22 protein-coding genes and 1 tRNA gene are annotated in these 23,032 nt (G+C 37.2%); 12 read left to right on the top strand and 11 right to left on the bottom strand.

Annotated elements, in window-relative coordinates:
- Positions 1-212: 212 nt before the first annotated feature.
- Together Q8S11_RS15395 and Q8S11_RS15400 are read left to right on the top strand one after the other, a co-directional pair.
- Positions 213-593 carry a hypothetical protein gene (locus Q8S11_RS15395; protein ID WP_305663016.1) on the top strand — a complete coding sequence of 127 codons (381 nt, stop codon included), beginning with the start codon at positions 213-215 and terminating at the stop codon, positions 591-593.
- A 334-nt stretch (positions 594-927) separates the two neighbouring features.
- A complete protein-coding gene (locus Q8S11_RS15400) occupies positions 928-1,917 on the top strand; it encodes a two-component regulator propeller domain-containing protein (RefSeq protein WP_305663017.1) in 990 nt (329 codons plus the stop codon).
- 70 nt (positions 1,918-1,987) lie between these two features.
- Here Q8S11_RS15400 and Q8S11_RS15405 read toward each other — a convergent pair whose 3' ends face one another.
- Positions 1,988-4,588: a cation-translocating P-type ATPase gene (locus tag Q8S11_RS15405; RefSeq protein WP_305663018.1), complete on the bottom strand. Its 2,601-nt coding sequence runs from the start codon at positions 4,586-4,588 to the stop codon at positions 1,988-1,990.
- Between the two features lie 247 nt (positions 4,589-4,835).
- The gene (locus Q8S11_RS15410) at positions 4,836-5,252 is read right to left on the bottom strand and encodes an Hsp20/alpha crystallin family protein (protein WP_305663019.1); all 417 of its coding nucleotides are present in this window, start codon (positions 5,250-5,252) and stop codon (positions 4,836-4,838) included.
- A 249-nt stretch (positions 5,253-5,501) separates the two neighbouring features.
- On the opposite strand from Q8S11_RS15410, the gene Q8S11_RS15415 reads away from it, so the two are divergent.
- Entirely contained in the window at positions 5,502-5,681 is a 180-nt protein-coding gene (locus Q8S11_RS15415; protein WP_305663020.1) for a histone H1, read from the top strand.
- A gap of 78 nt (positions 5,682-5,759) precedes the next feature.
- Here Q8S11_RS15415 and Q8S11_RS15420 read toward each other — a convergent pair whose 3' ends face one another.
- Together Q8S11_RS15420 and Q8S11_RS15425 are read right to left on the bottom strand one after the other, a co-directional pair.
- On the bottom strand, positions 5,760-6,665 hold the full coding sequence (locus tag Q8S11_RS15420; protein WP_305663021.1) for a hypothetical protein: 906 nt from the start codon (positions 6,663-6,665) through the stop codon (positions 5,760-5,762).
- Positions 6,666-6,870: 205 nt separating this feature from the next.
- The gene (locus Q8S11_RS15425; RefSeq protein ID WP_305663022.1) at positions 6,871-7,326 is read right to left on the bottom strand and encodes a nuclear transport factor 2 family protein; all 456 of its coding nucleotides are present in this window, start codon (positions 7,324-7,326) and stop codon (positions 6,871-6,873) included.
- Positions 7,327-7,606: 280 nt separating this feature from the next.
- Here Q8S11_RS15425 and Q8S11_RS15430 point away from each other — a divergent pair, with 280 nt between their 5' ends.
- Complete coding sequence (locus tag Q8S11_RS15430; RefSeq protein ID WP_305663023.1) at positions 7,607-7,939, top strand: DUF6265 family protein; 333 nt, start codon at positions 7,607-7,609, stop codon at positions 7,937-7,939.
- Here the strand turns inward: Q8S11_RS15430 and Q8S11_RS15435 are convergent.
- Together Q8S11_RS15435 and Q8S11_RS15440 are read right to left on the bottom strand one after the other, a co-directional pair.
- The gene (locus tag Q8S11_RS15435; RefSeq protein WP_305663024.1) at positions 7,936-8,814 is read right to left on the bottom strand and encodes an AraC family transcriptional regulator; all 879 of its coding nucleotides are present in this window, start codon (positions 8,812-8,814) and stop codon (positions 7,936-7,938) included. The genes Q8S11_RS15430 and Q8S11_RS15435 overlap by 4 nt on opposite strands.
- Before the next feature lie 11 nt (positions 8,815-8,825).
- The gene (locus tag Q8S11_RS15440; RefSeq protein ID WP_305663025.1) at positions 8,826-9,263 is read right to left on the bottom strand and encodes a hypothetical protein; all 438 of its coding nucleotides are present in this window, start codon (positions 9,261-9,263) and stop codon (positions 8,826-8,828) included.
- A gap of 179 nt (positions 9,264-9,442) precedes the next feature.
- Between Q8S11_RS15440 and Q8S11_RS15445 the strand changes: the two genes are divergently transcribed.
- Positions 9,443-9,823 (top strand): SRPBCC domain-containing protein, encoded by a 381-nt coding sequence (locus Q8S11_RS15445; RefSeq protein ID WP_305663026.1) that lies wholly within the window; start codon positions 9,443-9,445, stop codon positions 9,821-9,823.
- An 11-nt stretch (positions 9,824-9,834) separates the two neighbouring features.
- Here the strand turns inward: Q8S11_RS15445 and Q8S11_RS15450 are convergent, their stop codons facing one another.
- Positions 9,835-11,133, bottom strand: coding sequence for a hypothetical protein (locus tag Q8S11_RS15450; RefSeq protein ID WP_305663027.1), 1,299 nt, complete (start codon positions 11,131-11,133; stop codon positions 9,835-9,837).
- Positions 11,134-11,161: 28 nt separating this feature from the next.
- Between Q8S11_RS15450 and Q8S11_RS15455 the strand changes: the two genes are divergently transcribed.
- From Q8S11_RS15455 to Q8S11_RS15485, 7 genes are all read left to right on the top strand, one after another.
- A complete protein-coding gene (locus Q8S11_RS15455; RefSeq protein WP_305663028.1) occupies positions 11,162-11,941 on the top strand; it encodes a helical backbone metal receptor in 780 nt (259 codons plus the stop codon).
- Between the two features lie 155 nt (positions 11,942-12,096).
- Positions 12,097-12,178: transfer RNA gene (locus Q8S11_RS15460), tRNA-Leu, on the top strand.
- Positions 12,179-12,245: 67 nt separating this feature from the next.
- Entirely contained in the window at positions 12,246-13,592 is a 1,347-nt protein-coding gene (gene tig, locus Q8S11_RS15465; RefSeq protein WP_305663029.1) for a trigger factor, read from the top strand.
- 94 nt (positions 13,593-13,686) lie between these two features.
- Positions 13,687-14,388: an ATP-dependent Clp protease proteolytic subunit gene (locus Q8S11_RS15470; RefSeq protein ID WP_305663030.1), complete on the top strand. Its 702-nt coding sequence runs from the start codon at positions 13,687-13,689 to the stop codon at positions 14,386-14,388.
- The gene (clpX, locus tag Q8S11_RS15475) at positions 14,388-15,626 is read left to right on the top strand and encodes an ATP-dependent Clp protease ATP-binding subunit ClpX (RefSeq protein ID WP_305663031.1); all 1,239 of its coding nucleotides are present in this window, start codon (positions 14,388-14,390) and stop codon (positions 15,624-15,626) included. The genes Q8S11_RS15470 and clpX overlap by 1 nt, the downstream gene beginning before the upstream one ends.
- A gap of 51 nt (positions 15,627-15,677) precedes the next feature.
- Positions 15,678-16,535 carry an AMP nucleosidase gene (locus tag Q8S11_RS15480; RefSeq protein WP_371135192.1) on the top strand — a complete coding sequence of 286 codons (858 nt, stop codon included), beginning with the start codon at positions 15,678-15,680 and terminating at the stop codon, positions 16,533-16,535.
- 214 nt (positions 16,536-16,749) lie between these two features.
- Positions 16,750-18,111 carry a pyridoxal-phosphate dependent enzyme gene (locus Q8S11_RS15485; RefSeq protein WP_305663033.1) on the top strand — a complete coding sequence of 454 codons (1,362 nt, stop codon included), beginning with the start codon at positions 16,750-16,752 and terminating at the stop codon, positions 18,109-18,111.
- Between the two features lie 5 nt (positions 18,112-18,116).
- Here Q8S11_RS15485 and Q8S11_RS15490 read toward each other — a convergent pair whose 3' ends face one another.
- The 4 genes from Q8S11_RS15490 to Q8S11_RS15505 form a co-directional block, all read right to left on the bottom strand.
- Complete coding sequence (locus Q8S11_RS15490) at positions 18,117-19,493, bottom strand: cellulose synthase family protein (RefSeq protein WP_305663034.1); 1,377 nt, start codon at positions 19,491-19,493, stop codon at positions 18,117-18,119.
- A 90-nt stretch (positions 19,494-19,583) separates the two neighbouring features.
- Positions 19,584-20,285 (bottom strand): glycosyltransferase family 2 protein, encoded by a 702-nt coding sequence (locus Q8S11_RS15495; RefSeq protein ID WP_305663035.1) that lies wholly within the window; start codon positions 20,283-20,285, stop codon positions 19,584-19,586.
- Complete coding sequence (locus tag Q8S11_RS15500; RefSeq protein WP_305663036.1) at positions 20,282-21,604, bottom strand: 4Fe-4S binding protein; 1,323 nt, start codon at positions 21,602-21,604, stop codon at positions 20,282-20,284. The genes Q8S11_RS15495 and Q8S11_RS15500 overlap by 4 nt, the downstream gene beginning before the upstream one ends.
- 16 nt (positions 21,605-21,620) lie before the next feature.
- Positions 21,621-22,916, bottom strand: a complete 1,296-nt coding sequence (locus Q8S11_RS15505; protein ID WP_305663037.1) for an NAD(P)/FAD-dependent oxidoreductase — start codon at positions 22,914-22,916, stop codon at positions 21,621-21,623.
- Positions 22,917-23,032 lie beyond the last annotated feature (116 nt).

Raw genomic sequence — 23,032 nt, forward strand, 5'->3', positions numbered from 1 at the left:
ATTAATAAAACTGCTGCAGATCCAAAACTTGCTGTTGCTGAAAAGCACATAAATTTCTATGGTTTAACTCCTGAAACAAAGCGGGAGGCTTAATAAATATACTCATTTAATAGCATTCCAAGGGCAGTGTAAAAGTAGAGAATGTGAGAAAAATCATAATAATAGCTGCCGGTAGTCATTCTATAGATTTGGAGTATTGGATAAACTTGGTTATGAAAGAGATTAATATAAAACACATTAATAACCTGCATACAGATGCACTTAGAAGTTTAGATTTTTATAAACAAGAAATCTCCATACTTACAAAGCGCCTTGAAGAGCTTGCAGCAAATAACACAGGTCTTGAGGTAGCTGTAAAGATTGAATATTTTCAGAATCAGTTCCTTATTCAGCACAACAATATTGATGAGTTGAAACATAATATCCATGAAAATCTGAAGAAGATCGAGAATCAGGTAAAGGAATTTGCGGGATTTATCACAGAGGCAAGTGCTACAGAAAATGTGGTATTATATAATCAATACCTGATGGAAGAAAAGATTATTAATGGGATAAGGCAGGAATTTAACAGATTTGCTGCCAAGTGGATGTAATCGTTTGCTCTTTAATGTGTTTTTAAATATTATCTAATCATTTTCTGATTAGGAAGGGGTTGGCTCTATTGAGCTGACCCTTTTTTGTTACGGGTAATTTTTACATCCGTGGAGAATGTATGAGTGAAGATTCTAAGGACCACGAAGGACTGATGCCAGGAAAGTTGGAACCTTCCGATTCTTAAATTCTGAAATTACACTTCAAGGTCAATAGAAAATTACCAAACACTTATGATTTCCCCCAAACAAAATTTCCTTAATAACATCTCCATTTCCCTGCCCTGATGTAGCATTAGCTCATAAATGTTCGTCTATTTAGCAAAAGACTTTCCGTATGAAAACCTCAATTTATTTGATTTTAATTATTACTCTTATTTATTCATCCTGTAGAAAGGATAAAACAATAATTCCGGATGAAGATGTCAATAAGCCCGACTTTCCGGAATGGGTGATTTACAATAAAAGCAATTCAAATTTAACCGATAATCAGATTAATGCGCTGAGTATTGATAAGAATGACGTTAAGTGGCTCGGTACGGCCAACGGACTAATCCGGATCAATGCTGAGTCCTGGGATTCCTTTAATTCAGCAAATTCTCTGCTACCTTCCAATAATATCAGAGCTATTACTGTTACTGATCAGGGGATGGTTTGGGTAGGTACAGATAAAGGCATTGCCAGCTATAATGGTCAGAAATGGTCTGTATTTAATTCAGGTAATAGCGTTTTAGCAAGTAATTCAATTACCTGCATCACATACGATCAAAAGAATGGGCGGGTATGGGTTGGTACAGATGAGGGTATTGTCAGGATTGATAAAGATGGTCAATGGACTTTAATTTATCTTACTGATCTTGTAATCTCACTTACCTCTGATCGTGAAGGTAATCTATGGGCCGGCATGTTTAATCCCTTTTCTTTTACAGGCAAAATCAAGCAATATAAAGACGGCAAATGGACTAGTTTTATCTTACCTGATATTGGCTTTCCCTCTGCCTGGCCATATTCGATAGCATCCGATTTGAATAATAATCTTATCGCCGTGTTAAGTGGTACCGCTGTCAAAACTTTAATTCGATTTGACGGGAAGTCCTGGCAGGAAGTGCAGGGGCCAACAGACGCTTACGGATTAAAGTCCTTGTTAATAGAAGGCTCTGTTTTATGGGTAGGAGGAACAAGCCTCTCAGTTTTCGGATCAGCCCAAACTAAGAGTATAAGTATGCCCGGAGTCAGTTCAGGTATACTTTCAATGGCTAAAGATAAGTATGGTAGAAAATGGCTTGGTACCCTGAACGATGGCCTTGTGGTTTATACTCCAAAATAATAATTAGCATGGTAGTTTTAAATCTTATTTACAGTCTTTAAAGTCATCAATGATGCCATTTGATTTCATCTCATTCCCGTTTTTTTATTGAATGGGCTTTTTTCAAGCTCATTTTTATAATTTTTTCAAGCTCTACCGCCCAGAATACAATAGCTGATGCCGTAATGGTAATCAGCAATTCATAAAGTGGTAAAGCTTGTGTTCTGAAAATCGGGTTGAAAAACGGTACATAAATGATCATGAATTGAAGAGAAACAGTGACCAGCAAGGCAACCAACATTGGTTTGTTTGAAAATACCCCTATTTTAAATATGGAATCCCTTTTTGAACGAATGGCCATTACATGTCCCAACTGGCTGAAGCATAAAACGGAGAAGGCCATAGTTTGTCCGTAAGGGTTATTATTATACACAGCCCAGGCCTGTATTGCGAGGGTAACCATTCCCATTAATAACCCTACCCAGAGAATATGCCAGGCCATGCTTCCGCCAAATATATTTTTTGAAGGATTGTGCGGGGGACGTTTCATGATGTTCGTTTCTGCAGGTTCTGAAGCCAGGGCAAGACCCGGAAGTCCATCGGTTATCAGATTTATCCATAAGATATGAATGGCAAGCAGCGGAATCGGTAGTCCCAGAAATGGCGCTAGGGAAATAGCCCAGATTTCACCTGAATTTCCGGTCATTATGTACTTAATGAATTTTAAAATATTGTCATATATTCTTCGGCCATGCCGGATGGCTTTTATAATAGTAGCAAAATTATCATCAAGCAGGATCATATGAGCGGCCTGTTTTGAAACTTCAGTGCCATTGATTCCCATTGCAATGCCGATATCTGCATTTTTAAGCGCAGGCGCATCATTAACGCCATCACCGGTCATGGCTACAAAATTATTCTTGCCTTGCAATGCCTGGATTATTCTTAATTTTTGCTCAGGGTTAACACGGGCATAGACGCTAATTTTTTCAACAATTGCGTTGAATTCTGATTCACTAAGATCAGATAATTCAGCCCCGGTCATAACCAGATCATCATCAGAACTGATGATTCCCAGATCATTGGCAATTGCCGCAGCAGTTAGCTTATGATCACCGGTAATCATTACGGGCTTGATACCTGCATCTTTACACTGAGATATGGCCTGCCTGGCCTCTTCACGCGGCGGATCGATCATTCCAGCGAATCCAATCATTGTTAAAGATGACTCCAGCTCTTTTGGATTTATTTTATCCGGCATTTTAGGAAGAAGCTTGTATGCATAACCCAGCACACGATGCCCGCTGGCAGACAAAGCATTTTGTTCTTCCTCAAATTCAGAATGTTGATTCCCTTTTTGATGGGTCAATTTACCAAGTAAGACATCCATGCCACCCTTCGTGATCATGATTATTCCATCACCGGATTGATGGAATGTGCTCATGCATTTTCGTTGAGAATCAAAAGGAATCTCAGCAACTCTTGGAAATTCTTTTTCTAATTTTAGCTTTTCATATCCCTTTGAGGAGGCATATTGAACTAATGCCAGTTCAGTGGAATCACCAAGCCATTCGCCTTTATCACTTTTTATGATGTCATTATTCAGAGCCATAACAGAAAGGAGATTATTCTTTTCAGTTGAAAAGATTGCCTTAACCTGATGGTCAGCTTCATAAGTCTTTTTGACTGTCATTTTATTGATGGTCAGTGTGCCGGTCTTATCTGTGCAGATATAGCTTACTGAGCCCAGAGTTTCGACCGCAGGAAGTTTACGGATGAGTACATGTTGTTTAACCAGTTTCTTAGCCCCAAGTGCAAGTGAAATAGTAATAAGTGCGGGCAAAGCTTCAGGAATCGCAGCAACGGCGAGTGAAATAGAGATCAAAAGCATTTCGGTTAATCCTTCCCCTCTTAACCAACCGGCAACAAATATTACTGCACAGATCAGAAGAATTATTAATGAGAGGCGTTTTCCAAAGGCTGCCAGTCGCTTCTGAAGGGGTGTACTATTATCTGCAATCTGGATCATAGATGCAATATGGCCAAGTTCAGTTTGCATCCCTGTTTCCACAACAATTGCCGTCCCATGTCCATTGGTTACAAACGTGCCTTTGAAACCCATATTTGTCCTGTCGGCAAGCACTAAATTTTCAGATTTCAGCTTGTTAATATTCTTTTCAACATTTTCAGACTCACCGGTTAGCGTTGATTCATCGACTTTCAGGGATTGAACTTTGATAAACCGGATATCAGCAGGTATGACATCGCCAGCTTCTAAACGGATTATATCTCCGGGAACCAGATCCATAGCATTTATTTTTCCGGCTTTCTGATTTCTTAGAACAATGGCCTGACTGCTTGCCATTTTTTTCAGGGCTTCCATTGCTTTTTCAGCACGGTACTCCTGGATGAATCCGGCAAATGCATTGAGAATAATAATAATAAGAATAATTACAGTGTCGGTTAAATCACCTGCGATACCTGAAATTACTGCAGCAATGATCAGAATCAGGATCATGAAATCGCTGACCTGATGAAACATAATATTCCATACAGTCTTCTTTTTACCTTCCTGGATTAGATTTTTACCGGATTTTGCGAGGAGTAGTTTCGCCTTATTCTGATCCAGACCGGAAGCTGAACTATCCAGTAATTTATAAATTTCGGTAATATTTAGATTATGCCAGTTCATTAAACCAAATTTAGCAGGTTTTTAAACCGGAGTATTACGGTTCAGTAAAAAATAATAGAATGTATAAACTCTTATAAGTCTAAAATCGCGCCATATTATTTTTTCTTTTTCCAGGCCATATTTATATTTTCAATAGGTATCCGTATGCATAATAAATGAGTGACAATGAATTGAATGGAAAAACCAGAGAGTATATTTTTTACTAAAAAGCCGGAAATAGTTGAATTTTCCGGCTTTTTAGTGTAAATCAGGATACTTTAACCTGCTTTTTACGACTTTGTTTAGCATCTTCCTTCTTTTCAATGTCAATTTTTAATAGACCGTCTTCATATTTAGCTTTAACCTGATTATTATCAACACTTTCTGGTAATATAAATGACCGGCTGAAGGATGAATAACTAAATTCTCTTTTTGTAAATTGCTCGTTTTCTTCTTCTTTATCTTCTTCCTTTTCAGCACTGATTGTTAAAATGTTGTTATCAATGTCAATCTGAAAATCACCTTTTTTAAGACCCGGAGCACTTAGTTCAATTTTGAATTTTTTGCCATTCTCAATAATGTTTACTGAGGGGGTTCGATTTACCAATTCCTTTGGAAAGATGTCAAAGAAGCGTTCATTGTCAAAGAAATCTGTAAATAAGCCTTTTCTTTTTGCTAAAGTCATGGTTTGTTCCTCCTTTTGTTTTTATAGGTTTATAATGTATAAAACTAAGAGTTTCTAAGCTGACTATTAATTGATTATGGGCATTGAAAAAAATGATTCGCATCACCTAATTATTAACAATTAATAATCAGATTCAATAGCTATTTTTCGAAATTTCACTCTGAATGATCAGGGACTTGAAAAAAAATACAAAAATGACTTGTCAATTTCTGTAATTAAATTAGATTTGTTTAAACAAAAAAAATAACGATGGACAAATTTACAAAAATGAAAAATTTGCTAGCTTCAGTTGAAGTTGATGCAACCAAATTCTACAATTCAGGTAACAGTGCAGCCGGAACAAGAGTTCGTAAAGGAATGCAGGATTTAAAAAATCTTGCTCAAGAAATTAGAAATGAAGTTACTGAGAAGAAAAATAGTGCTAAATAATTATTCTCACTGTTTTAAATAATAAAAAAGCCCCCCGATTTATTTAATTCGGGGGGCTTTTTTATTATCCTTTCTGTTTTAAATTGGACCAAATGGATCATTCTGACCTTGGTTCATATATTTTTTTTCGAGCAGAATATCGATCGTTTTGTTCAAATATTTCAGCAGGTCTTGATTTTTACTTAAATAATTGTGAAAGCTTGAAATAAAATGATGAAGTTCCATAATTAGAAGCTGTACCAGTTCCCGGTTCGATGTTGAGAGGATATCTTCACTAATGAATAAAATATTACTTCTGATGATTGAATCAATCTCTAACCGACCCAAAAACCTAAGGTATATCCTGATTAGCTCAATTTTATTGAATTTGTTGCGGGCTTTCAGACGTTGTTTAATAAAACTAAGGTCATTTGTGTCACCTTCATTCTGAAAAATTTCAGCAATGGCAATATCCAGATTTCCACTAGATGACTCCGTTCTGAATTTAGCCATCTGATATGCCTTTTCCTTATCCAGCTTATATAATCCTTTTAAGCCGGCTGATGATTCCTTTGAGCCTTTTAACAAAGAAGTTGAGAAAAATAAATCATAGTGTTCCGGATCATTAAATTCAGAGAGTCGCTCCAGGGCAAGAGCCCTCAATTGCAGCTTCTCATCGTTTTGTGCAATATCTGTCAAACAATCCTTGATATTAGGGTCAATTAGCCCTGAAAATTTTAAATGTTTTAAAACATAAACTTTTACCTGAGAACAGAAGTCCTTAAGGGCGTCCGCCAACACCTTCTCCGGATAGCTGTATTTGCCTTTAACACTGATGAGGTATTTTACAGCTTCCAGCCTTTCCTGATAGTTTTTTGATTCGTAAAACTGTTCAACGAACTTATCTGTCTGTGCTTGACCCTCATTCGTAAGCATTCTCAGGAATCCTCTGGTGTACCTGCTGCTATATCGTTCAGATTTTACAGGATTTTCATCATTCAACATGCTTGTTCCTATTTATTTTACGTGATAAACTTTGAAATTGAACGCACAATAAGTTTCTCTAAAATTAGGCAAATTAATCATAGGATTTTTTAAAATATTGCATTGAATGTGGTTTCTAGCATGTAAAAAATCATAGTGTGCATTTAAATATTTTTTTGATTGCCCCCCAAATTTTTGGATACTCATTCAAAGCATGAATTTATTATCATCTCCTAGTCAGGACATCCCCGGGTTCTGTTGGTGTAAAGAACTTGTTTATCCGGGTAATCTTCCATTTTCCATTCCTGTCAAGCTCAAGGGTCAGGAAGTTTTCAATCACGAAATCTTCATAAATAAAGTTCACTTTTGCCATTGCCAAAGCAGAACCGCTAGCAATTACATCAATAGTAGTGGAACAATTTTGCTTAATTCCCTCATTCTGTTTCATAATCTTCATGATTGAAATTTGACTCTGGGAGAGTACTTCATCACCTTTTGAAAATTTCAAAACTGCATCCGAACTGAGGATTCTGCCTAGTTTGGCAGCGTCGGTGTTTACATGGCTTTCTGCATATTCATTGATTACATTTTTAACATTAGGTGCAGGACGATTTTTTGCGAATGATGAGGTTGTTAGAACTGCACATAGTACAGTATAAAACATAATTGATTTAAGGTTCATTTTTGTGTTTTTTTAATTTAATTTTCTGGTCTAAATTTCCATATAAAATCAGCCTTGCACATAGGCAAAAAACACCATTGATTCCATTTGGAGTAAATACTTTCAGGTTCTGATATTTTTTGATAGTGTCTATGAAATGTTAATTAATTTATTTTAACTAATTGATAATTAATTAAATATGATTAATTATCCTGTTTGATAATTTCTGTTTTAGAACTAGAAAATTGAAATTTTTGAAATCATTCAACTTATGGTCTGTTAAATTTTGTTAAGGAGAAAAATGAGCAAAGATTCAGGGATGGATGGGATCAGTTTTTCGATAAGTAATGCAGGTGACAGTACCTTACTTGAAACGATAAAAATATATGAGTCTGCTGTTCGTATTTATCATGAACCAAGCGGAAATGGAGCAGGTAATGATTCTACAGTTAGGTTCAGATTAATTTCGACGAAGGATGTATTTTTTGTTTTTGAAAATAAGAATCATGATTTTCCTCAGCGAATTTCCTATCAATCCCAATCAGCAAGCAATGTTCTGGCCTGGATTGAAGGTGGTGTAAACGGCAAATTCAGAAAGATTGAATTCCCTTACTGCAGGGAAAAGCTAAATTAGCTCGCTTGAAGATTCAGGCGATATTTCCCGGGAGTGATACCGTTCATCGTTTTGAAAAGTCTTATAAATGAACTTGGACATTCAAATCCAACTATTTCCACGATTTCGTTCAGCGTGTATTTTGTGTTTATGAGCAGATATTTTGATCTGTTTATCCTTACTTTTATCAGGTATTGATGTGGGGATATGCCATAAGCCTGTTTGAATGTACGCAATAAATGATTTACAGATAAACAGGCAGTCTGCGCAATATCGTCAAGAGCTATATTTTTATTGTAATTGCTCGAGATGTATTCTTTTGCAAAAGTGAGACGTTTGAGTATTTCGATCTTTGTGCTTTTATTCAGAAAACTAAGATTTTCTGATTTATTAGAAACTTCTTTATTGTAGATTTTAAAGTAGTTGATCAGGCTATGGTGGAGATATTCATTGATAAGAAGATCATCAGGCGATTCCAGTTCAAGTTGGTTTTTAAGGTTCAGGATGTTATACTTCATATCACCTGAAAAGGGATAGATAGTTTCTAAAAAGAATCCCTCAGAATGCTCAGTTGAATTGAAAGGGTCATCCAGTAGTGCGTTAATATTTTTATGCTGGGTTCTGTAAAAATCACTCAGAAATTCAGGAGCAAAGGAGATTGAAAGCATATTCACCGGTATATTGGAATCTACCTTACTGGAATATTGTGTGCCCTTATTCAGAGCAAGAAAACAGTCAGGATATAGATTTAAATGTCTTTTCCCGATATCATAAGTTGAATTACCACTAAATACCATTTGCATCGAAAAGTTGCTTATGTGCTCCGGATAATAAGCTTGCTTTACAGTTTCGCTTGATATCTGATTTTTATTCTTAAGTACACGTAAGTATTTCATTTTCTTTTGAACTATATATCTGTATATATTCTTTCTTCCAGTAAAGTATACCGGTTTTCTTTATGTCCAAGGAAATCTACCCTCAGGCCTGCAGCAGTATATTCAGGCCTGCTAATAAATTCAACCCCTGCAAGAGTATATTTGTGGTAATCCCTCAGGCAATCATTTGTATGAAAAATGATATAATTGAATTCGGGCTTATATTCAATTTCCTGCATAATAAGGGTTAATAAATTACCATTACTATCTCTCAAGTGAATGGGCTCATTTTTCGGGGCCTCACTTAAAAAGAACTTTTCAGTTGGTATGAATTGCAGTTTTTCAATAACAAAATCAAGGGCATCAGCTATATGAGGGACATGATCAGGTATATAACTTAGTTTTAAAGTTATAGGTCTGCGCTCTGGGCTAATAGACTGATTTTTAATATTTTGATCCTGACTTACCATAGATTGCTACATTTCCTATTGCTTTACTTGACTATATGACGACAGCTATTACAAAATGTTGCAAAAAAATATATAAAAAGTGATTTTCGCATATTTGGACCTAGATATGTATGGGATATTAATTCATTTCGCCGGATAAAATTATCAGGGCATTTGTCTTAGATTTGCATTTCACAATTATGAAAGATTTTAAGAAATATTACCTCATCCAGGCAAGCCCAGAGGAGGTTTACCTCGCATTGACCAATCCTCTGACCATTTCTTTATGGACCGGAGCTGAAGCGATCATGAGCACTCAGCCCGGCTCAGAGTTTTCACTTTGGGATGATAGTATTTGCGGGAAAAATATTGAGTTTGTAGAAAACAGGAAAATTGTTCAACAATGGTATTTTGGAGATCAGCAGGAAGAATCAATTGTGACATTTATCCTCCATCCCGACAAAAACGGCACTTCAGTTGAACTCAGACATACCAATATCCCCGATTCTGATATTGATGACATGATTGACGGATGGAATCTGAATTATTTTGGTGCATTGCAGGACTTCTACGACGAATAATTTTGAAATATTCAGGTTAAGATTTGTGATGATTCCTGATTATTAAGTTCCCAAATAAGGAATCCGATAACGATAAGATATTCAATCCCGGTAAACCAATAATTTTCCCTGTAAGGGATCACGCTATAAGTATAATAGCTTAAAGGTATCATTGCTGACCATATTAATGCAAAACGAAATCTGATAAAGGCTGACAGTGCTACCAGGGGTGTTAGATACCAGGGATGAATTACAGCAGAGAAGGCCATATAAATAATCAGCAGCCAGAACATACCATTTAAAAGCTCAAATTTTTTGGAGTAAGCCCAAATCATTCCTGACAGAGCAAAAAGGAACATAATCTTACTTAATACAGCGATGGGATTATAAGCAAGTATACCCTGGCCAATGGATCTGAAGAGAAGATAAATGCTTCCATTAAATTCGAATTTACCGTAATAAAGCCTCAGGCTTTCTGCAAAATGAGCAAATCGCTCTGTGGAATTAAGTAATAAAAGACTCAGGACTGATGTGATAATCAGGCAAACAATTGCATATTTAATGGTCTTTTTCAGGCCTATTTGTCGGAAGAGTAAAGGAATAAAAATCAGAGGCAATAATTTCGCCTGAATGGCTAGTGACAATGCTCCGGCTGAACTGATATACCTCTGATTATTAATCAGCCAAACTGCAAGCAGCATAAATAAGATCATAAATGCTTCAAAATGTATATTTCCACTGAGTTCTATAATTACCAATGGGTTCAGAGTATAGATCAGTTGAAGTGAATTAGTTTTGATTCTTGCTGAAAGAAGTTTTTTTAAAAGTAGGATCGTGCCCAGTTCAGAAAGAAAGATTGCAGATTTTAAAATAACAACAGTCCGATACAGACTATCACCGCCAATTCCGGAGGCAATTTTAAAAATCGACTGGCAAATTTGTGGATAGACGCTATAATAATCAGGAGAGTTGAGATAAGGAAAGATTTTGTGCAGCAATGGATCGGCATGCTGTTTAATAAATTGTGCCGGAGTAAAGTCGAAGGGGTTAATTCCTAAGTGCTGAATCCTTCCGTCCCATACAAAACGATAAAAATCATCAGAAAGAGCAGGAATAGAAAAGATCAGGCAAAACCGAAAGAGGATACCACTTAACAACAAAACCCTGAAATTATCAGGAGTGTTGTATTTTTGAAGAATAAAAGCAATCAGAAATAATGAACTGTAAACGCCAATAATTTGCAGAAAATCTGATCTTTCAATATGATATCCAATCAAAATATAGCCTGTAAGCGATAATAACAGCAGAAAATATTGGATCCATTTAGGCATTTATAAAAATTAGCTTAATTGTAAAAGTATGCAAAAGCGCAGATTTACCGATCAGATGGGAAGGCTAATTTCCGTTCCATATCCTCCTCTACGAATTATTTCTCTGGTTCCATCACAAACAGAATTACTTTTTGAATTGGGTTTGGCCACAGAAATAGTTGGTATTACAAAATTTTGTATTCATCCCTGGGAAAAATTTAAGCTAACCACCAAAATTGGTGGTACGAAAATGCTGGATATTAATAAGATTCACGAATTAAAGCCTGATCTAATTATTGGGAACAAAGAAGAGAATGACAGAACCCAGATAGAGGAACTGATGAAGGAATTTCCTGTTTGGATGAGCGACATACAGATTCTGCCTGAAGCGATTGATATGATCAAGCAGATTGGTGAATTGACAGGCAGATCAGAAAAAGCCGCTGTAATTGCAGATGATATCAATGAACAGTTTTTGAAATTGAAGAATCTACATAAGCCGGTCAGAACTGCCTATTTTATTTGGAAGAACCCCTACATGCTTGCAGGAAAACACACTTTTATTGATGATATTTTAAGCAGAGGAGGGTTTGAGAATGTGATTAGTGCTGACCGCTATCCGGAAATTACAGCGAATCAGTTAAGAGATATCAAACCTGAGCGAATCTTTCTTTCTTCCGAACCCTATCCATTTAAAGATGAACATGTTAGGGAAATTAAAAGTATTTGTCCTGATGCCCGGGTATCCATTGTTGACGGTGAAATGTTCTCCTGGTATGGTAGCAGGCTGCAACTTAGCCCTACTTATTTGAGATCACTATGGCTATAATAATCAGACATACTGAAATAATAAGCATAAATCATTTTGTAGTTAGATAGAAAAACGTTATTTTTGCCGACCGAAATATATCGGAATAATGATGAATATCGTTAACCAATAACAGTGTTCAGGTTCCGTAAAATTTTGGAAAATAATCCTAAAATGCGGATGTGGCGTAATTGGTAGCCGCACCAGACTTAGGATCTGGCGCTTCACGGCGTGGGGGTTCGAGTCCCTTCATCCGCACAGAATAATTCCCCGGCTACAAACCGGGGAATTTTTGTATAAACAAAAACGACATAAAACATACAAAATGAACATTACACAGGACAAAATAGACAAACTGAATTCTGTACTTACTGTTAAGATTAATCCTGAAGATTACAAAGAACGCGTAGAAAAGGCGATCAAGGCGCAGGCGAAAAAGGCCAAACTACCGGGTTTTCGTCCGGGAATGGTTCCAGCCGCCCATATTAAAAAGATGTACGGGAAGAATATTCTGGTTGATGAGATTAACACGATCCTGAATGATACTTTGAGTAATTACATCAGCGAGAATAAGATTGAAGTTCTTGGTCAGCCATTACCAAAAATTGATGACAGCAAAGAATTTAACTGGGATTTTACCGATGAATTCGAGTTTATTTATGAACTGGGTATAGCACCTGAATTTGAGCTTGATTTTACTTCCAAAGATAAATTAACTCATTATCAGGTTAAAGTTGATAAGGATACACTTGCTTCAAGAATCAAAAACCTTAGAAAAAGTTATGGCAAAATGTCAAATCCTGACGTATCGGCAGATGATGATGTTATCTATGCAGATTTAAGTCAAATTGCTGCAGATGGTTCTGTTTTTGAAGGAGGTATTTCGAATACGGCATCTGTTCGTTTAGATCAGGTAGAAGATTCGAAGATTAAGAAATCATTGATTGGTCTTAAAAAAGACGATGAGGTGGTTCTGGATATTCAAAAGGCATTTGGCAGCAATGAAACAATCATTGCAAAGCTTCTGAATATTTCTGAAGAGGATGCGCAGGACCTTAAGTCTAAATTTAAATTATCAGTTAAAAATATTAATCGACTGGAAGAAGGCGATCTGAACCAGGAATTTTTTGACAAGATATTCGGTGAAAATGTTGTAAAGACAGAAGTTGAATTTGAGCAGAAAATCAGGGAAGAGCTTGAAAGTATGATGGTTCAGAATGCTGACCAGAAACTTCAGGCAGATTTGTTCCAGTTTGGATTGGATAAGGTTAAACTTAGCCTTCCCGACGATTTCCTGAAACGCTGGTTAAAAGCAACGAATGAGAAGCTGAGTGAAGAGGAATTGGAAAAGGGTTATGATGACTTTGCACGTAATCTACGCTGGACTTTGATCGAAAACAAGATTATCAAGGATAATAAATTGGAGATCAAGTACGAGGAAGTGTTTGCTGCTGCTAAAAATCGCCTTGACGGACAGTTCCGTATGTATAGTCCGCAACCACTTTCTGAAGAGCAATTGGGACAGTATACTGCTCAGTTCTTACAAAATAAAGAGAATGCAAATCGTATTTTTGAGGAAGTAAAAGCACAACATGTATTTGAATATCTGAAGGGTGTTATTACCTTAGATAAAAAAGACATAGAATATAATAAGTTTCTGGAGTTAAAATAATTTGATTCTTTTTGGTTTAATTATGGCCATTTATTTCGATCATTTTTTTATACTCTTTCGAAATAAATATTAAATAATAATTATAAATTCAAAAATGAACATAGATAAGAATGAATTCAGGAAATATGCCGTTAAACATCATCGTATCGGCAGTCAGCATGTAGATAGCTTTATTGGAAGGGTTCAAAATGCTTCCATTCCTACAGCTATGACACCTTATATTATAGAGGAACGTCAGTTAAACGTAGCACAAATGGATGTGTTTTCACGTTTAATGATGGATAGGATCATCTTTTTGGGTGATGCTGTTCACGAAGGGATAGCCAATATTATCCAGGCTCAATTGTTGTTTTTGCAGTCAACTGATGCAAAGCGGGATATCCAGATCTACATTAATTCACCGGGAGGCTCTGTTTATGCAGGTTTAGGTATCTATGATACCATGCAGTACATTAGTCCGGATGTTGCCACAATATGTACCGGTATGGCAGCTTCAATGGCAGCAGTATTACTTTGTGCAGGAACAAAAGGTAAGAGGGCAGCATTGCCACACTCCAGGGTGATGATTCATCAGCCATCAGGCGGAGCTCAGGGAGTTGCTGCTGATATGGAAATCAATCTTCGTGAGATGCTTAAACTTAAGAAGGAACTCTATGACATCATCGCCAAGCATTCAGGCCAAACATATGAGTGGGTGGAGAAAGCTTCAGACCGTGACTATTGGATGATTGCTAATGAAGCCAAAGAATTTGGTATGATTGATGAGGTATTAGTTGGAACCGGAGATAAAAAATAATGAGTAAAGGAAATAAGGATATTAAATGTTCATTCTGTGGCTCTGGCAAGCAGGATACACTAATGCTGATCGCGGGTCTTGATGCCCATATTTGTGATAAGTGTGTCACGCAAGCGAATCAGATTTTGGCGGAGGAACTTAATGTCCGGAAAGCCAAATCAACCCAGACATTCGAAACCCTTTTGAAGCCTGTTGAGTTAAAAACTCACCTTGATCAGTATGTTATTGGACAGGATCAGGCAAAAAAAATTCTTTCTGTAGCTGTTTATAATCACTATAAACGATTGAATCAAAAGATAGGTAAGGATGAGGTTGAGATTGAGAAGTCCAATATTATCATGGTTGGCGAAACAGGTACTGGAAAAACCCTTCTTGCCAAAACAATTGCCAAAGTTTTAAATGTTCCTTTTTGTATATGTGATGCTACGGTATTAACTGAAGCAGGTTATGTAGGTGAAGATGTGGAAAGTATCCTAACCCGTTTATTACAGGCAGCCGATTATGATGTAACTTCTGCAGAACGTGGTATAGTTTACATTGATGAGGTTGATAAGATTGCCCGCAAGAGTGATAACCCCTCAATTACACGTGATGTATCAGGTGAAGGAGTACAACAAGCCTTGTTAAAGATTCTGGAAGGGACGATAGTTAATGTTCCCCCACAGGGAGGAAGGAAACATCCCGATCAAAAGATGATTCCGGTGAATACCAATAATATCCTTTTCATTTGTGGTGGTGCATTTGATGGGATAGAGAAGAAAATTGCCAACAGGCTTCGTACTCAAACTGTAGGTTATAAGGTAGATAAAGATGAATTGAATATTGATCTTAAAAATCTTTATAAATATATTACCCCTCAGGATCTGAAGTCCTTCGGACTTATTCCTGAACTAATTGGCAGATTACCGGTGATTACCCACCTAAATCCTTTAGACCGGGAAACCTTGCTTAGCATCCTGGAAGTACCGAGAAATTCATTGATCAAGCAATATAAAAAGCTATTTGAATATGAAAATGTAAAGCTTGAGTTTGATAAAGAGGTAATGGAATTTATTGTTGATAAAGCCATGGAATTCAAATTGGGGGCCAGGGGTTTACGTTCTATTTGTGAAGCGATTATGATCGATGCAATGTATGAAACACCTTCTGGGAAAAGTGGTAAGGAGTTGTTCATTACACTCGATTATGCGAAAGATAAATTTGAGAAATCTGATCTGAAAAAGTTAAAAGTTGCATAAAATAAGCCCCGGATCAAAACCGGGGTTTTTTGTTTGATGAATTAGTTACTAATTATGGAAAAGAAAGATCATAAATCTGAGCCAGCCTCTTCTATTAAAAAGAATAGTGAAATTGAAACACCTGTAAAATCCGGTCTCAAGATTAAGGAGGATATAGTCGCTAATTGGTTGCCACGCTATACCGGTAGACCCCTTGCTGAGTTCAGTAGTTTTATTTTGCTCACAAATTTTTCCAGATACCTGACACTTTTTTCAGAATGGAATGATAATGCTCCAATTAAAGGGATGGATAAACCAATGCAGAGTGTTACTGCAAATGGGATCACATTGATTAATTTTGGAATGGGCAGTCCGATGGCAGCAACAATGATGGATCTGCTTACCGCAATCAGGCCTAAAGCAGTATTGTTTTTGGGAAAATGCGGGGGCATAAAGAAAAAAAATAAAATAGGTGATCTGATCCTTCCCATTGCTGCCATCAGGGGAGAGGGTACATCGAATGATTATTTACCGGCTGAAGTTCCGGCCCTGCCTGCCTTCGCCTTGCAAAAGGCTATTTCTACAACTATTCGTGATCACTCATTAGATTACTGGACAGGCACAGTTTATACCACAAATCGCAGGGTATGGGAGCATGATAAGACCTTTAAGAAATATCTCAAAAGTTTACGTGCAATGGCCGTTGATATGGAAACTGCAACCATTTTTACTACTGGATTTGCCAATAAAATACCAACGGGTGCCTTGTTACTAGTATCTGATCAGCCGATGATCCCGGAAGGCGTAAAAACAGCAGAAAGTGATTCGGTTGTGACTGAAAATTTTGTTGAGAATCACCTCAGGATAGGTGTTGATTCATTAAAGCAACTGATCAATAATGGCTTAACGGTTAAGCATTTGAAATTCTAATCAATTTCATTTAAGAATTTTTTATTTCAGAATCCTGGATGCGGGCTTAATTTTTCTTCTGTTTTTTCCCGAATTTCCAATGGTTTAGACTACTGAAATAGTAGTATTATGGTATATTATTTTGTCTTAGTAATATACATAAAATATTATTTTGATTTTATTCCCATTTGGCATTTATTCTGTTGTTTCGGGCTTAAATGCTTATTTTTGTGTTATGTGGTATAACAATATTCTTGAAACCATTGGGAACACCCCTCTGGTCAAATTAAACTCAATAACCAAAGATGTTAAGGCTACGGTTTTAGCAAAGATTGAAACTACCAATCCGGGAAACTCCATAAAAGACCGGATGGCGGTTAAAATGATTGAAGATGCTGAGCGGGAGGGCAAACTCAAGCCTGGAGGGACTATTATTGAGGGAACTTCCGGTAATACCGGAATGGGATTGGCAATGGCAGCAATTGTAAAGGGTTATAAGTGTATTTTCACAACCACTGATAAGCAATCAAAAGAAAAAGTTGATGCATTGCGTGCTTTTGGGGCTGAGGTTATTGTTTGTCCTACAAATGTTGATCCTGAAGATCCCCGCTCATATTATTCAGTATCCTCACGTCTGGAGCGCGAAGTTCCGAATTCATGGAAACCTAATCAATACGACAACCTTTCCAATTCAAAGGCTCATTATGAGGAAACCGGTCCTGAAATATGGAAACAAACTGAGGGGAAAATTACTCATCTGGTTGTGGGGGTGGGAACAGGTGGTACAATATCCGGTACCGGAAGATACCTCAAAGAACAAAATCCAGCTATTCAAGTTTGGGGAATTGATACCTATGGTTCTGTCTTTAAGAAATATAAGGAAACTGGTATCCTCGATAAAAATGAGATCTATCCGTACATTACAGAGGGAATAGGGGAAGATTTTCTTCCTAAAAATGTTGACTTTGACATCATTGACCGTTTTGAGAAGGTAACAGATAAGGATGCTGCATTAATGACCAGAGAGATTGCCCGCAAAGAGGGTATATTTGCTGGTAACTCTGCCGGATCAGCACTTGCCGGTTTAATGCAGCTTAAGGATGAGTTGAAGGAAGGTGATGTTGTTGTAGTCATTTTTCATGACCACGGATCCAGATATATGGGAAAAATGTATAACGAAGATTGGTTGAGGGAAAGGGGTTTTCTTAAGGATGAAAAACTGACAACTAAATCTATTTTAAAAAAACGTGGCCGTCAGGAAATTGTAACGATTGATTGTGAACAGTCAGTACTTCAGGCAATCAACACAATTAAGTCATTGAATATCTCACAGATACCGGTCACTCAAAAAGGAATGATTGTAGGTAAGATAACTGAGAGCGATATTCTAAGCTCTGTTATGGAGAACCCCGCACTTCGATCAGGTTCTGTAAAGGATATCATGACATCTTCTTTCCCTTTTGTTGATTTGAATACTTCTATTGATAAGATTACATCAATAATTAATAAGGATAATATGGCAGTACTGGTCGAGTGTGAACTAGGTGAAATCGAGATTATTACTCAGTATGATATCATAAATGCGATATCTGCCTGATCAGATTAATTCTCGGATGCTTCAGTCCAGGCACTCCATATAACAAAGCCAAAACCTGAAAGCATTAAAACATGATAGATTAGAAATCCGAAATCCCTGAAGTAAATATCCGAGAAAACAGCAAATAGAAAGTAAATACTTAGAAGAAATTCAGGAGTAAAACTTTTATAATTCTGTATCTGTATGTAGGGATTTTTTCCGATCGACTCACTGATCTTTGGAGTTCTGATAAATGCGGTCTTTTTTCCTATAAGTCCATGTATTATTGCCTTTGTATTATGGTATGACATACCCAAAGAAAGAACCATGGCAATTGGGAATGCAGTTATTACTTCAATTAGTGCAGAGATAAACTTCTTTTTATCAACTAAGATTGCAGTAAAACAATACAGGAAGTTTATCAGCATTACTGCCGTAATAATAGCATTCCATTTAAAGGTCTGAATAAATTCTGTTGAGAGGTTTTTTACAAACATCAGGGGAACGCTTATTAAAGCACTAATTAAAATAAAGGCATAAATAAAATTATTCAGGAGCTGTATGCTCCCAAATAATTTCACAGCAAGGCTGAGTTCAGCTTTCCATAGCCTTCCTAATAGTTTTTTGGATGTTTCAACTCCTCCTTTTGTCCAGCGAAATTGTTGTGTACGTACTGCGCTAATCCGGTCCGGTAATTCAGCCGGTGTGATTATGTTTGGACAATACTTAAATTTCCATCCTTTAATCTGGGCACGAAAACTCAGATCAAGGTCTTCTGTAAGGGTATCCGATTTCCAGCCACCGGCATCGAGGATGCACTCTTTTCTCCAGATTCCCGCAGTACCATTAAAATTTATAAAATATCCGCCTTTATTTCTTCCTTCCTGATCAATTATAAAATGGTTGTTCAGTCCTGTTCGCTGTGCCCTGGTCAGCAAGGATTGACCTGCATTCAGATGTCCCCACCTGGTTTGAACCATTCCAATTTTCTCTTCAGTGAAATAAGGCAGTGTATCGATCAGGAAATCCGGATGTGGAACAAAGTCTGCATCAAAAATCACAATATATTGACCTGAAGCACTGAAAAGTCCGTTTTGTAATGCACCTGCTTTATACCCCTCCCTGTTTGATCGGAGTATATGCCCTATGTTAAAGCCAAGTTCCTTTAATTCTTCAATTCTTTTTGAAACAATTGTCTTAGTATCATCAGTAGAATCATCGAGTATCTGAATCTCCAGGAGGCTTTTGGGGTAATTTAATGCTTCCACTGCATCCAGTAATCGTTTAATTACAAAGCGTTCATTAAATACGGGTAATTGAACAGTCAGCAGGGGTAATTTGAAATTTTCAATAAATGGATTTTCTTTTTTTCTGTTAAAAAGGAATGTAATTAACAAGGCCATCTGCCCAATGCTGAAGAGGATGATAAAAAAAAAGAAAAAGTAATAAAGTATTACAATACCCTGTTCAAGCATAAACCCGCAGTAAAAAAATTAAATATTTTTAAAAATGGTGAGTAATATTTTATATCCGGCCAAAATTGTACCTTTTATTGTACCGGAAACTTTACTTACACCGATTCTCTTTCGGTAACTGACCGGAATTTCGGTAAACTTTAGTTTAAGCTTGGCTGCTTTTACCTGCATCTCGACAGTCCAGCCGAAGGTTTTATCCTGCATGTTTATTTGATGCAAGGCATTCCAGGTGATTGCCCTGAAAGGGCCCAGATCGGTAAATTGGGCATTGAAAAACAGTTTAATCAACTTTGTGGCCAGCCAGTTTCCTGCAATTTGCTGAAATAGCATGGAACCTTTCTGCCTATTACCAGATACTCTTGATCCGATAACCATATCAAAACCGGATGAGATTATTGGAGAGATCAGCATTCCAATTTCAGCGGGATAGTCAGAATAGTCACCGTCCAAAAAGACAATGATATCATTCTTTTTAGCTTTATTACCGATATAGTCCATGCCTTTTAAACAGCTATATCCATAACCTTTTCTGTCTTCCCTTAAAACGGTGGCACCTTGTTCTTTAGCGAATTCCCCCGTATGATCTGTCGAAGCATTGTCAACTACAATAATTTCAGTGACAATGTCAGGGATATCAGCAATAACCTTTCCTATCGATTTGCTTTCGTTGAATGCAGGGATGATTACATAAATTAATGGTTTTTGTTGGTCCTGATTCATTTCCTGTCTTCATGACGGATATATGGAATAAACCGGCCTTCCTCTTCCAGGTTTTCTAACTTCAGAACACCACGCGGACAAACAGATGAACAAACACCGCAACCTACACAAGAAGCCCGGATTATATTCTCTCCTTTTTGTGCATAGGCCCTGACATCAATTCCCATTTCACAGTAAGTTGAACAATTCCCGCAGGAGATACACTGTCCTCCATTTGTCGTAATTCTGAATTTCGATTTGAATCTCTGGAATAATCCCAGAATAGCTGCCATCGGGCATCCAAAGCGGCACCAAACACGAGATCCCATAATTGGATAAAATCCGGTTCCAATTACCCCTGAAAATACAGAGCCTATCAGGAATCCATACCATTGAGAAAATAAGCCTGATGCATCACCTAAAATTGTTCCGCTTTTCCACGAATTCAGCCAGAGCAGAGCTGTAGTGAGTACAATGAATACAAGGACGGAATGAACCATCCAGCGTTCAATTTTCCATGCTTTCAAGGATTTATCTGAATTTTGCCGGTAAGGATCACCTAAAGTTTCGGCCAGGGCACCACAACCGCAAACCCATGAGCAGTACCATCGTTTACCATATTTATAGGTTAGAACTGGAGTAGCGATGAATGTCATAACCAATCCCCAGAATACCATAAATACCCCCAGATTGCCTGATTGGATCAGATAATCTATATCATTCGGGAATAAATAGGAGTATTTCAATGGCCAGAAGTAGGAAAAGTAAAATTCCGGCTGATTTAATTTTAATAGAAATGCAGGCAATAAGAAAGCAAAGCCCATCTGAAAAAACATTACTGAAATAGTTCTTATGATGTGATAACGACTGAATTTATACTTTGCAATAAAGCGCATTCCCATGATAAGAACGGCCAGGGTATAGAAGGCACCATATAAGAACCATTGATCAGACGCTTTACTTCTAAGCATCATGCTTAATGGATCCATAGTCCGGATAAGACCTTCGAGATAATAAGGAAACCAGTAAAGGATGATATAAAACCCGGTCATTAATATCGCAATACCCCAGGCAATTGCACCCCGGTTGCTCAGGGGATTTTGCATAATCCCATCATTTTTGATTCCGGCTTGTGCCTTAAAATAGGGAATTGAATAGAATAGGCCTCCCGAAATGAATAAGCCGATAATCAGAAAAAAGAATAACAGGGGATTGGTCTTTCCAACTCCGAAAGCGGCAATTATTGAGCAGAGTATTGCACAGGCAGTAAGCGCAGCTCCTGCTTTTTGGAAAGGGCTGCCTGCAGATGGACTGGCGATAGAAAGTGAAATATCCTTCATTTATTTTAAATGTGTATTATTCATTATTGCCGTCTTTTATACCTTGAAAATAAGAAAGTGAGATATCCTTGTAAAAGGTTTTGGAAAATTCAGGGTCAAACCAGCCTTTTTCCAGATTTTGAATTACAAAAGCGATTGTTTTGCGCTCCCTGATCCATTCTTCTGCAATAACTTGCCTGAATCTGATGCCTATGAAATTAAAGCCTAATATACTTTCATCGGTATTACTGTAATTTGCCCTGAAGGCATGTTTTCCATTAGGATGTTCCCAATAAAAACTTTTCTGCTGATCATTGATTTCAGGCAGAACCTGCCCATATGTCTGATATTCTATATCAAAGAATTTAGCCGAATTAAACCATATGCCCCGATTGTAGACAGATTTATCTCCGCAAATAGTTTTTGCCAACGTTTCTCCCTGCATTTTTCCGGTATACCATAATTGTTCGATAGCTGGTTCACCTTGTTTTGGATTACGAAACTGGGCACAATCACCAGCAGCATATACATCCGGGACACTGGTTTCTAAGTATTCATTAATGAGAATTCCTCTGTCAGTTTCCAGTTCATTTTCCATAAGGAAACCGATGTTCGGTTTTACGCCAGCCGTGAGCCCAACAAACTGGCATTCAAATTTTTCGCCTGTGCTTGTGAGTACTCCTGCCACACGATCCTGATTATCGGAAATAATCTCTTCAAGCTCAGTATTAAGACGAAGAACTATTCCGTGTCCGGCCATATGTTTACCAATCAGTTCTGCTTCTTCTTTGGGTAAGATATTATTCCAATAAAATTTCTCGCGAACAAGTATAGTAACAGGTATTTTTCTGCTATGAAGCATCTCCGCCATTTCAATACCAATCAATCCTCCGCCTACAATAACTGCGGATGAAATATTTTGGGTATTTCTCTCCATTTGTTCAAGATCCTGAATACTGTAAAGTCCCTGAACTCCATGGAGGTTTTCACCCGGCCATCCAAATTTATTAGGTTTTGAACCACATGCAATGATCAGCTTGTCGAAAGCAATAGGTTTGCCATTTTCGAGGACAAGTATTTTATCAATTGCATTCAGGGTTTTAACATATGCCCTGATTAGATTTATTCTGTTTTTAATCCAAAACCAATCTTCATAAGGCTTGGTATGTTCAAATTTCATGTGGCCCATGTAGATATACATCAAAGCGGTACGTGAAAAGAAATGATCGCTTTCTCCCGAGATTAAAGTAATAGAAGCCTTGGAATCCAGCTTTCTGATATTCCGTGCACAGGTTATTCCTGTGATACCATTCCCGATGATGACGATATTCATGAATGAAATTTATGTAAGCGGGTATGCACTTTTATGCCTTATTCTATCCATTGTACGAATAATGTACTATTAATATAGTTTATTTTACGAAGAGCATTACTTTTGGAGTGTAATTA

It is taken from the genome of Daejeonella sp., assembly GCF_030695525.1.
In the GTDB taxonomy this organism is placed as follows: domain Bacteria; phylum Bacteroidota; class Bacteroidia; order Sphingobacteriales; family Sphingobacteriaceae; genus Daejeonella.

Coding starts and splice junctions, on each gene's coding strand:
- Q8S11_RS15410 (WP_305663019.1), bottom strand. CDS start 5,252: ATGACTTTAGCAAAAAGAAAAGGCTTATTTACAGATTTCTTTGACAAT.
- Q8S11_RS15405 (WP_305663018.1), bottom strand. CDS start 4,588: ATGAACTGGCATAATCTAAATATTACCGAAATTTATAAATTACTGGAT.
- Q8S11_RS15430 (WP_305663023.1), top strand. CDS start 7,607: ATGAGCAAAGATTCAGGGATGGATGGGATCAGTTTTTCGATAAGTAAT.
- Q8S11_RS15395 (WP_305663016.1), top strand. CDS start 213: ATGAAAGAGATTAATATAAAACACATTAATAACCTGCATACAGATGCA.
- Q8S11_RS15505 (WP_305663037.1), bottom strand. CDS start 22,916: ATGAATATCGTCATCATCGGGAATGGTATCACAGGAATAACCTGTGCA.
- tig (WP_305663029.1), top strand. CDS start 12,246: ATGAACATTACACAGGACAAAATAGACAAACTGAATTCTGTACTTACT.
- clpX (WP_305663031.1), top strand. CDS start 14,388: ATGAGTAAAGGAAATAAGGATATTAAATGTTCATTCTGTGGCTCTGGC.
- Q8S11_RS15435 (WP_305663024.1), bottom strand. CDS start 8,814: ATGAAATACTTACGTGTACTTAAGAATAAAAATCAGATATCAAGCGAA.
- Q8S11_RS15415 (WP_305663020.1), top strand. CDS start 5,502: ATGGACAAATTTACAAAAATGAAAAATTTGCTAGCTTCAGTTGAAGTT.
- Q8S11_RS15450 (WP_305663027.1), bottom strand. CDS start 11,133: ATGCCTAAATGGATCCAATATTTTCTGCTGTTATTATCGCTTACAGGC.
- Q8S11_RS15400 (WP_305663017.1), top strand. CDS start 928: ATGAAAACCTCAATTTATTTGATTTTAATTATTACTCTTATTTATTCA.
- Q8S11_RS15445 (WP_305663026.1), top strand. CDS start 9,443: ATGAAAGATTTTAAGAAATATTACCTCATCCAGGCAAGCCCAGAGGAG.
- Q8S11_RS15425 (WP_305663022.1), bottom strand. CDS start 7,326: ATGAACCTTAAATCAATTATGTTTTATACTGTACTATGTGCAGTTCTA.
- Q8S11_RS15495 (WP_305663035.1), bottom strand. CDS start 20,285: ATGAATCAGGACCAACAAAAACCATTAATTTATGTAATCATCCCTGCA.
- Q8S11_RS15485 (WP_305663033.1), top strand. CDS start 16,750: ATGTGGTATAACAATATTCTTGAAACCATTGGGAACACCCCTCTGGTC.
- Q8S11_RS15420 (WP_305663021.1), bottom strand. CDS start 6,665: ATGTTGAATGATGAAAATCCTGTAAAATCTGAACGATATAGCAGCAGG.
- Q8S11_RS15470 (WP_305663030.1), top strand. CDS start 13,687: ATGAACATAGATAAGAATGAATTCAGGAAATATGCCGTTAAACATCAT.
- Q8S11_RS15440 (WP_305663025.1), bottom strand. CDS start 9,263: ATGGTAAGTCAGGATCAAAATATTAAAAATCAGTCTATTAGCCCAGAG.
- Q8S11_RS15490 (WP_305663034.1), bottom strand. CDS start 19,493: ATGGCCTTGTTAATTACATTCCTTTTTAACAGAAAAAAAGAAAATCCA.
- Q8S11_RS15500 (WP_305663036.1), bottom strand. CDS start 21,604: ATGAAGGATATTTCACTTTCTATCGCCAGTCCATCTGCAGGCAGCCCT.
- Q8S11_RS15455 (WP_305663028.1), top strand. CDS start 11,162: ATGCAAAAGCGCAGATTTACCGATCAGATGGGAAGGCTAATTTCCGTT.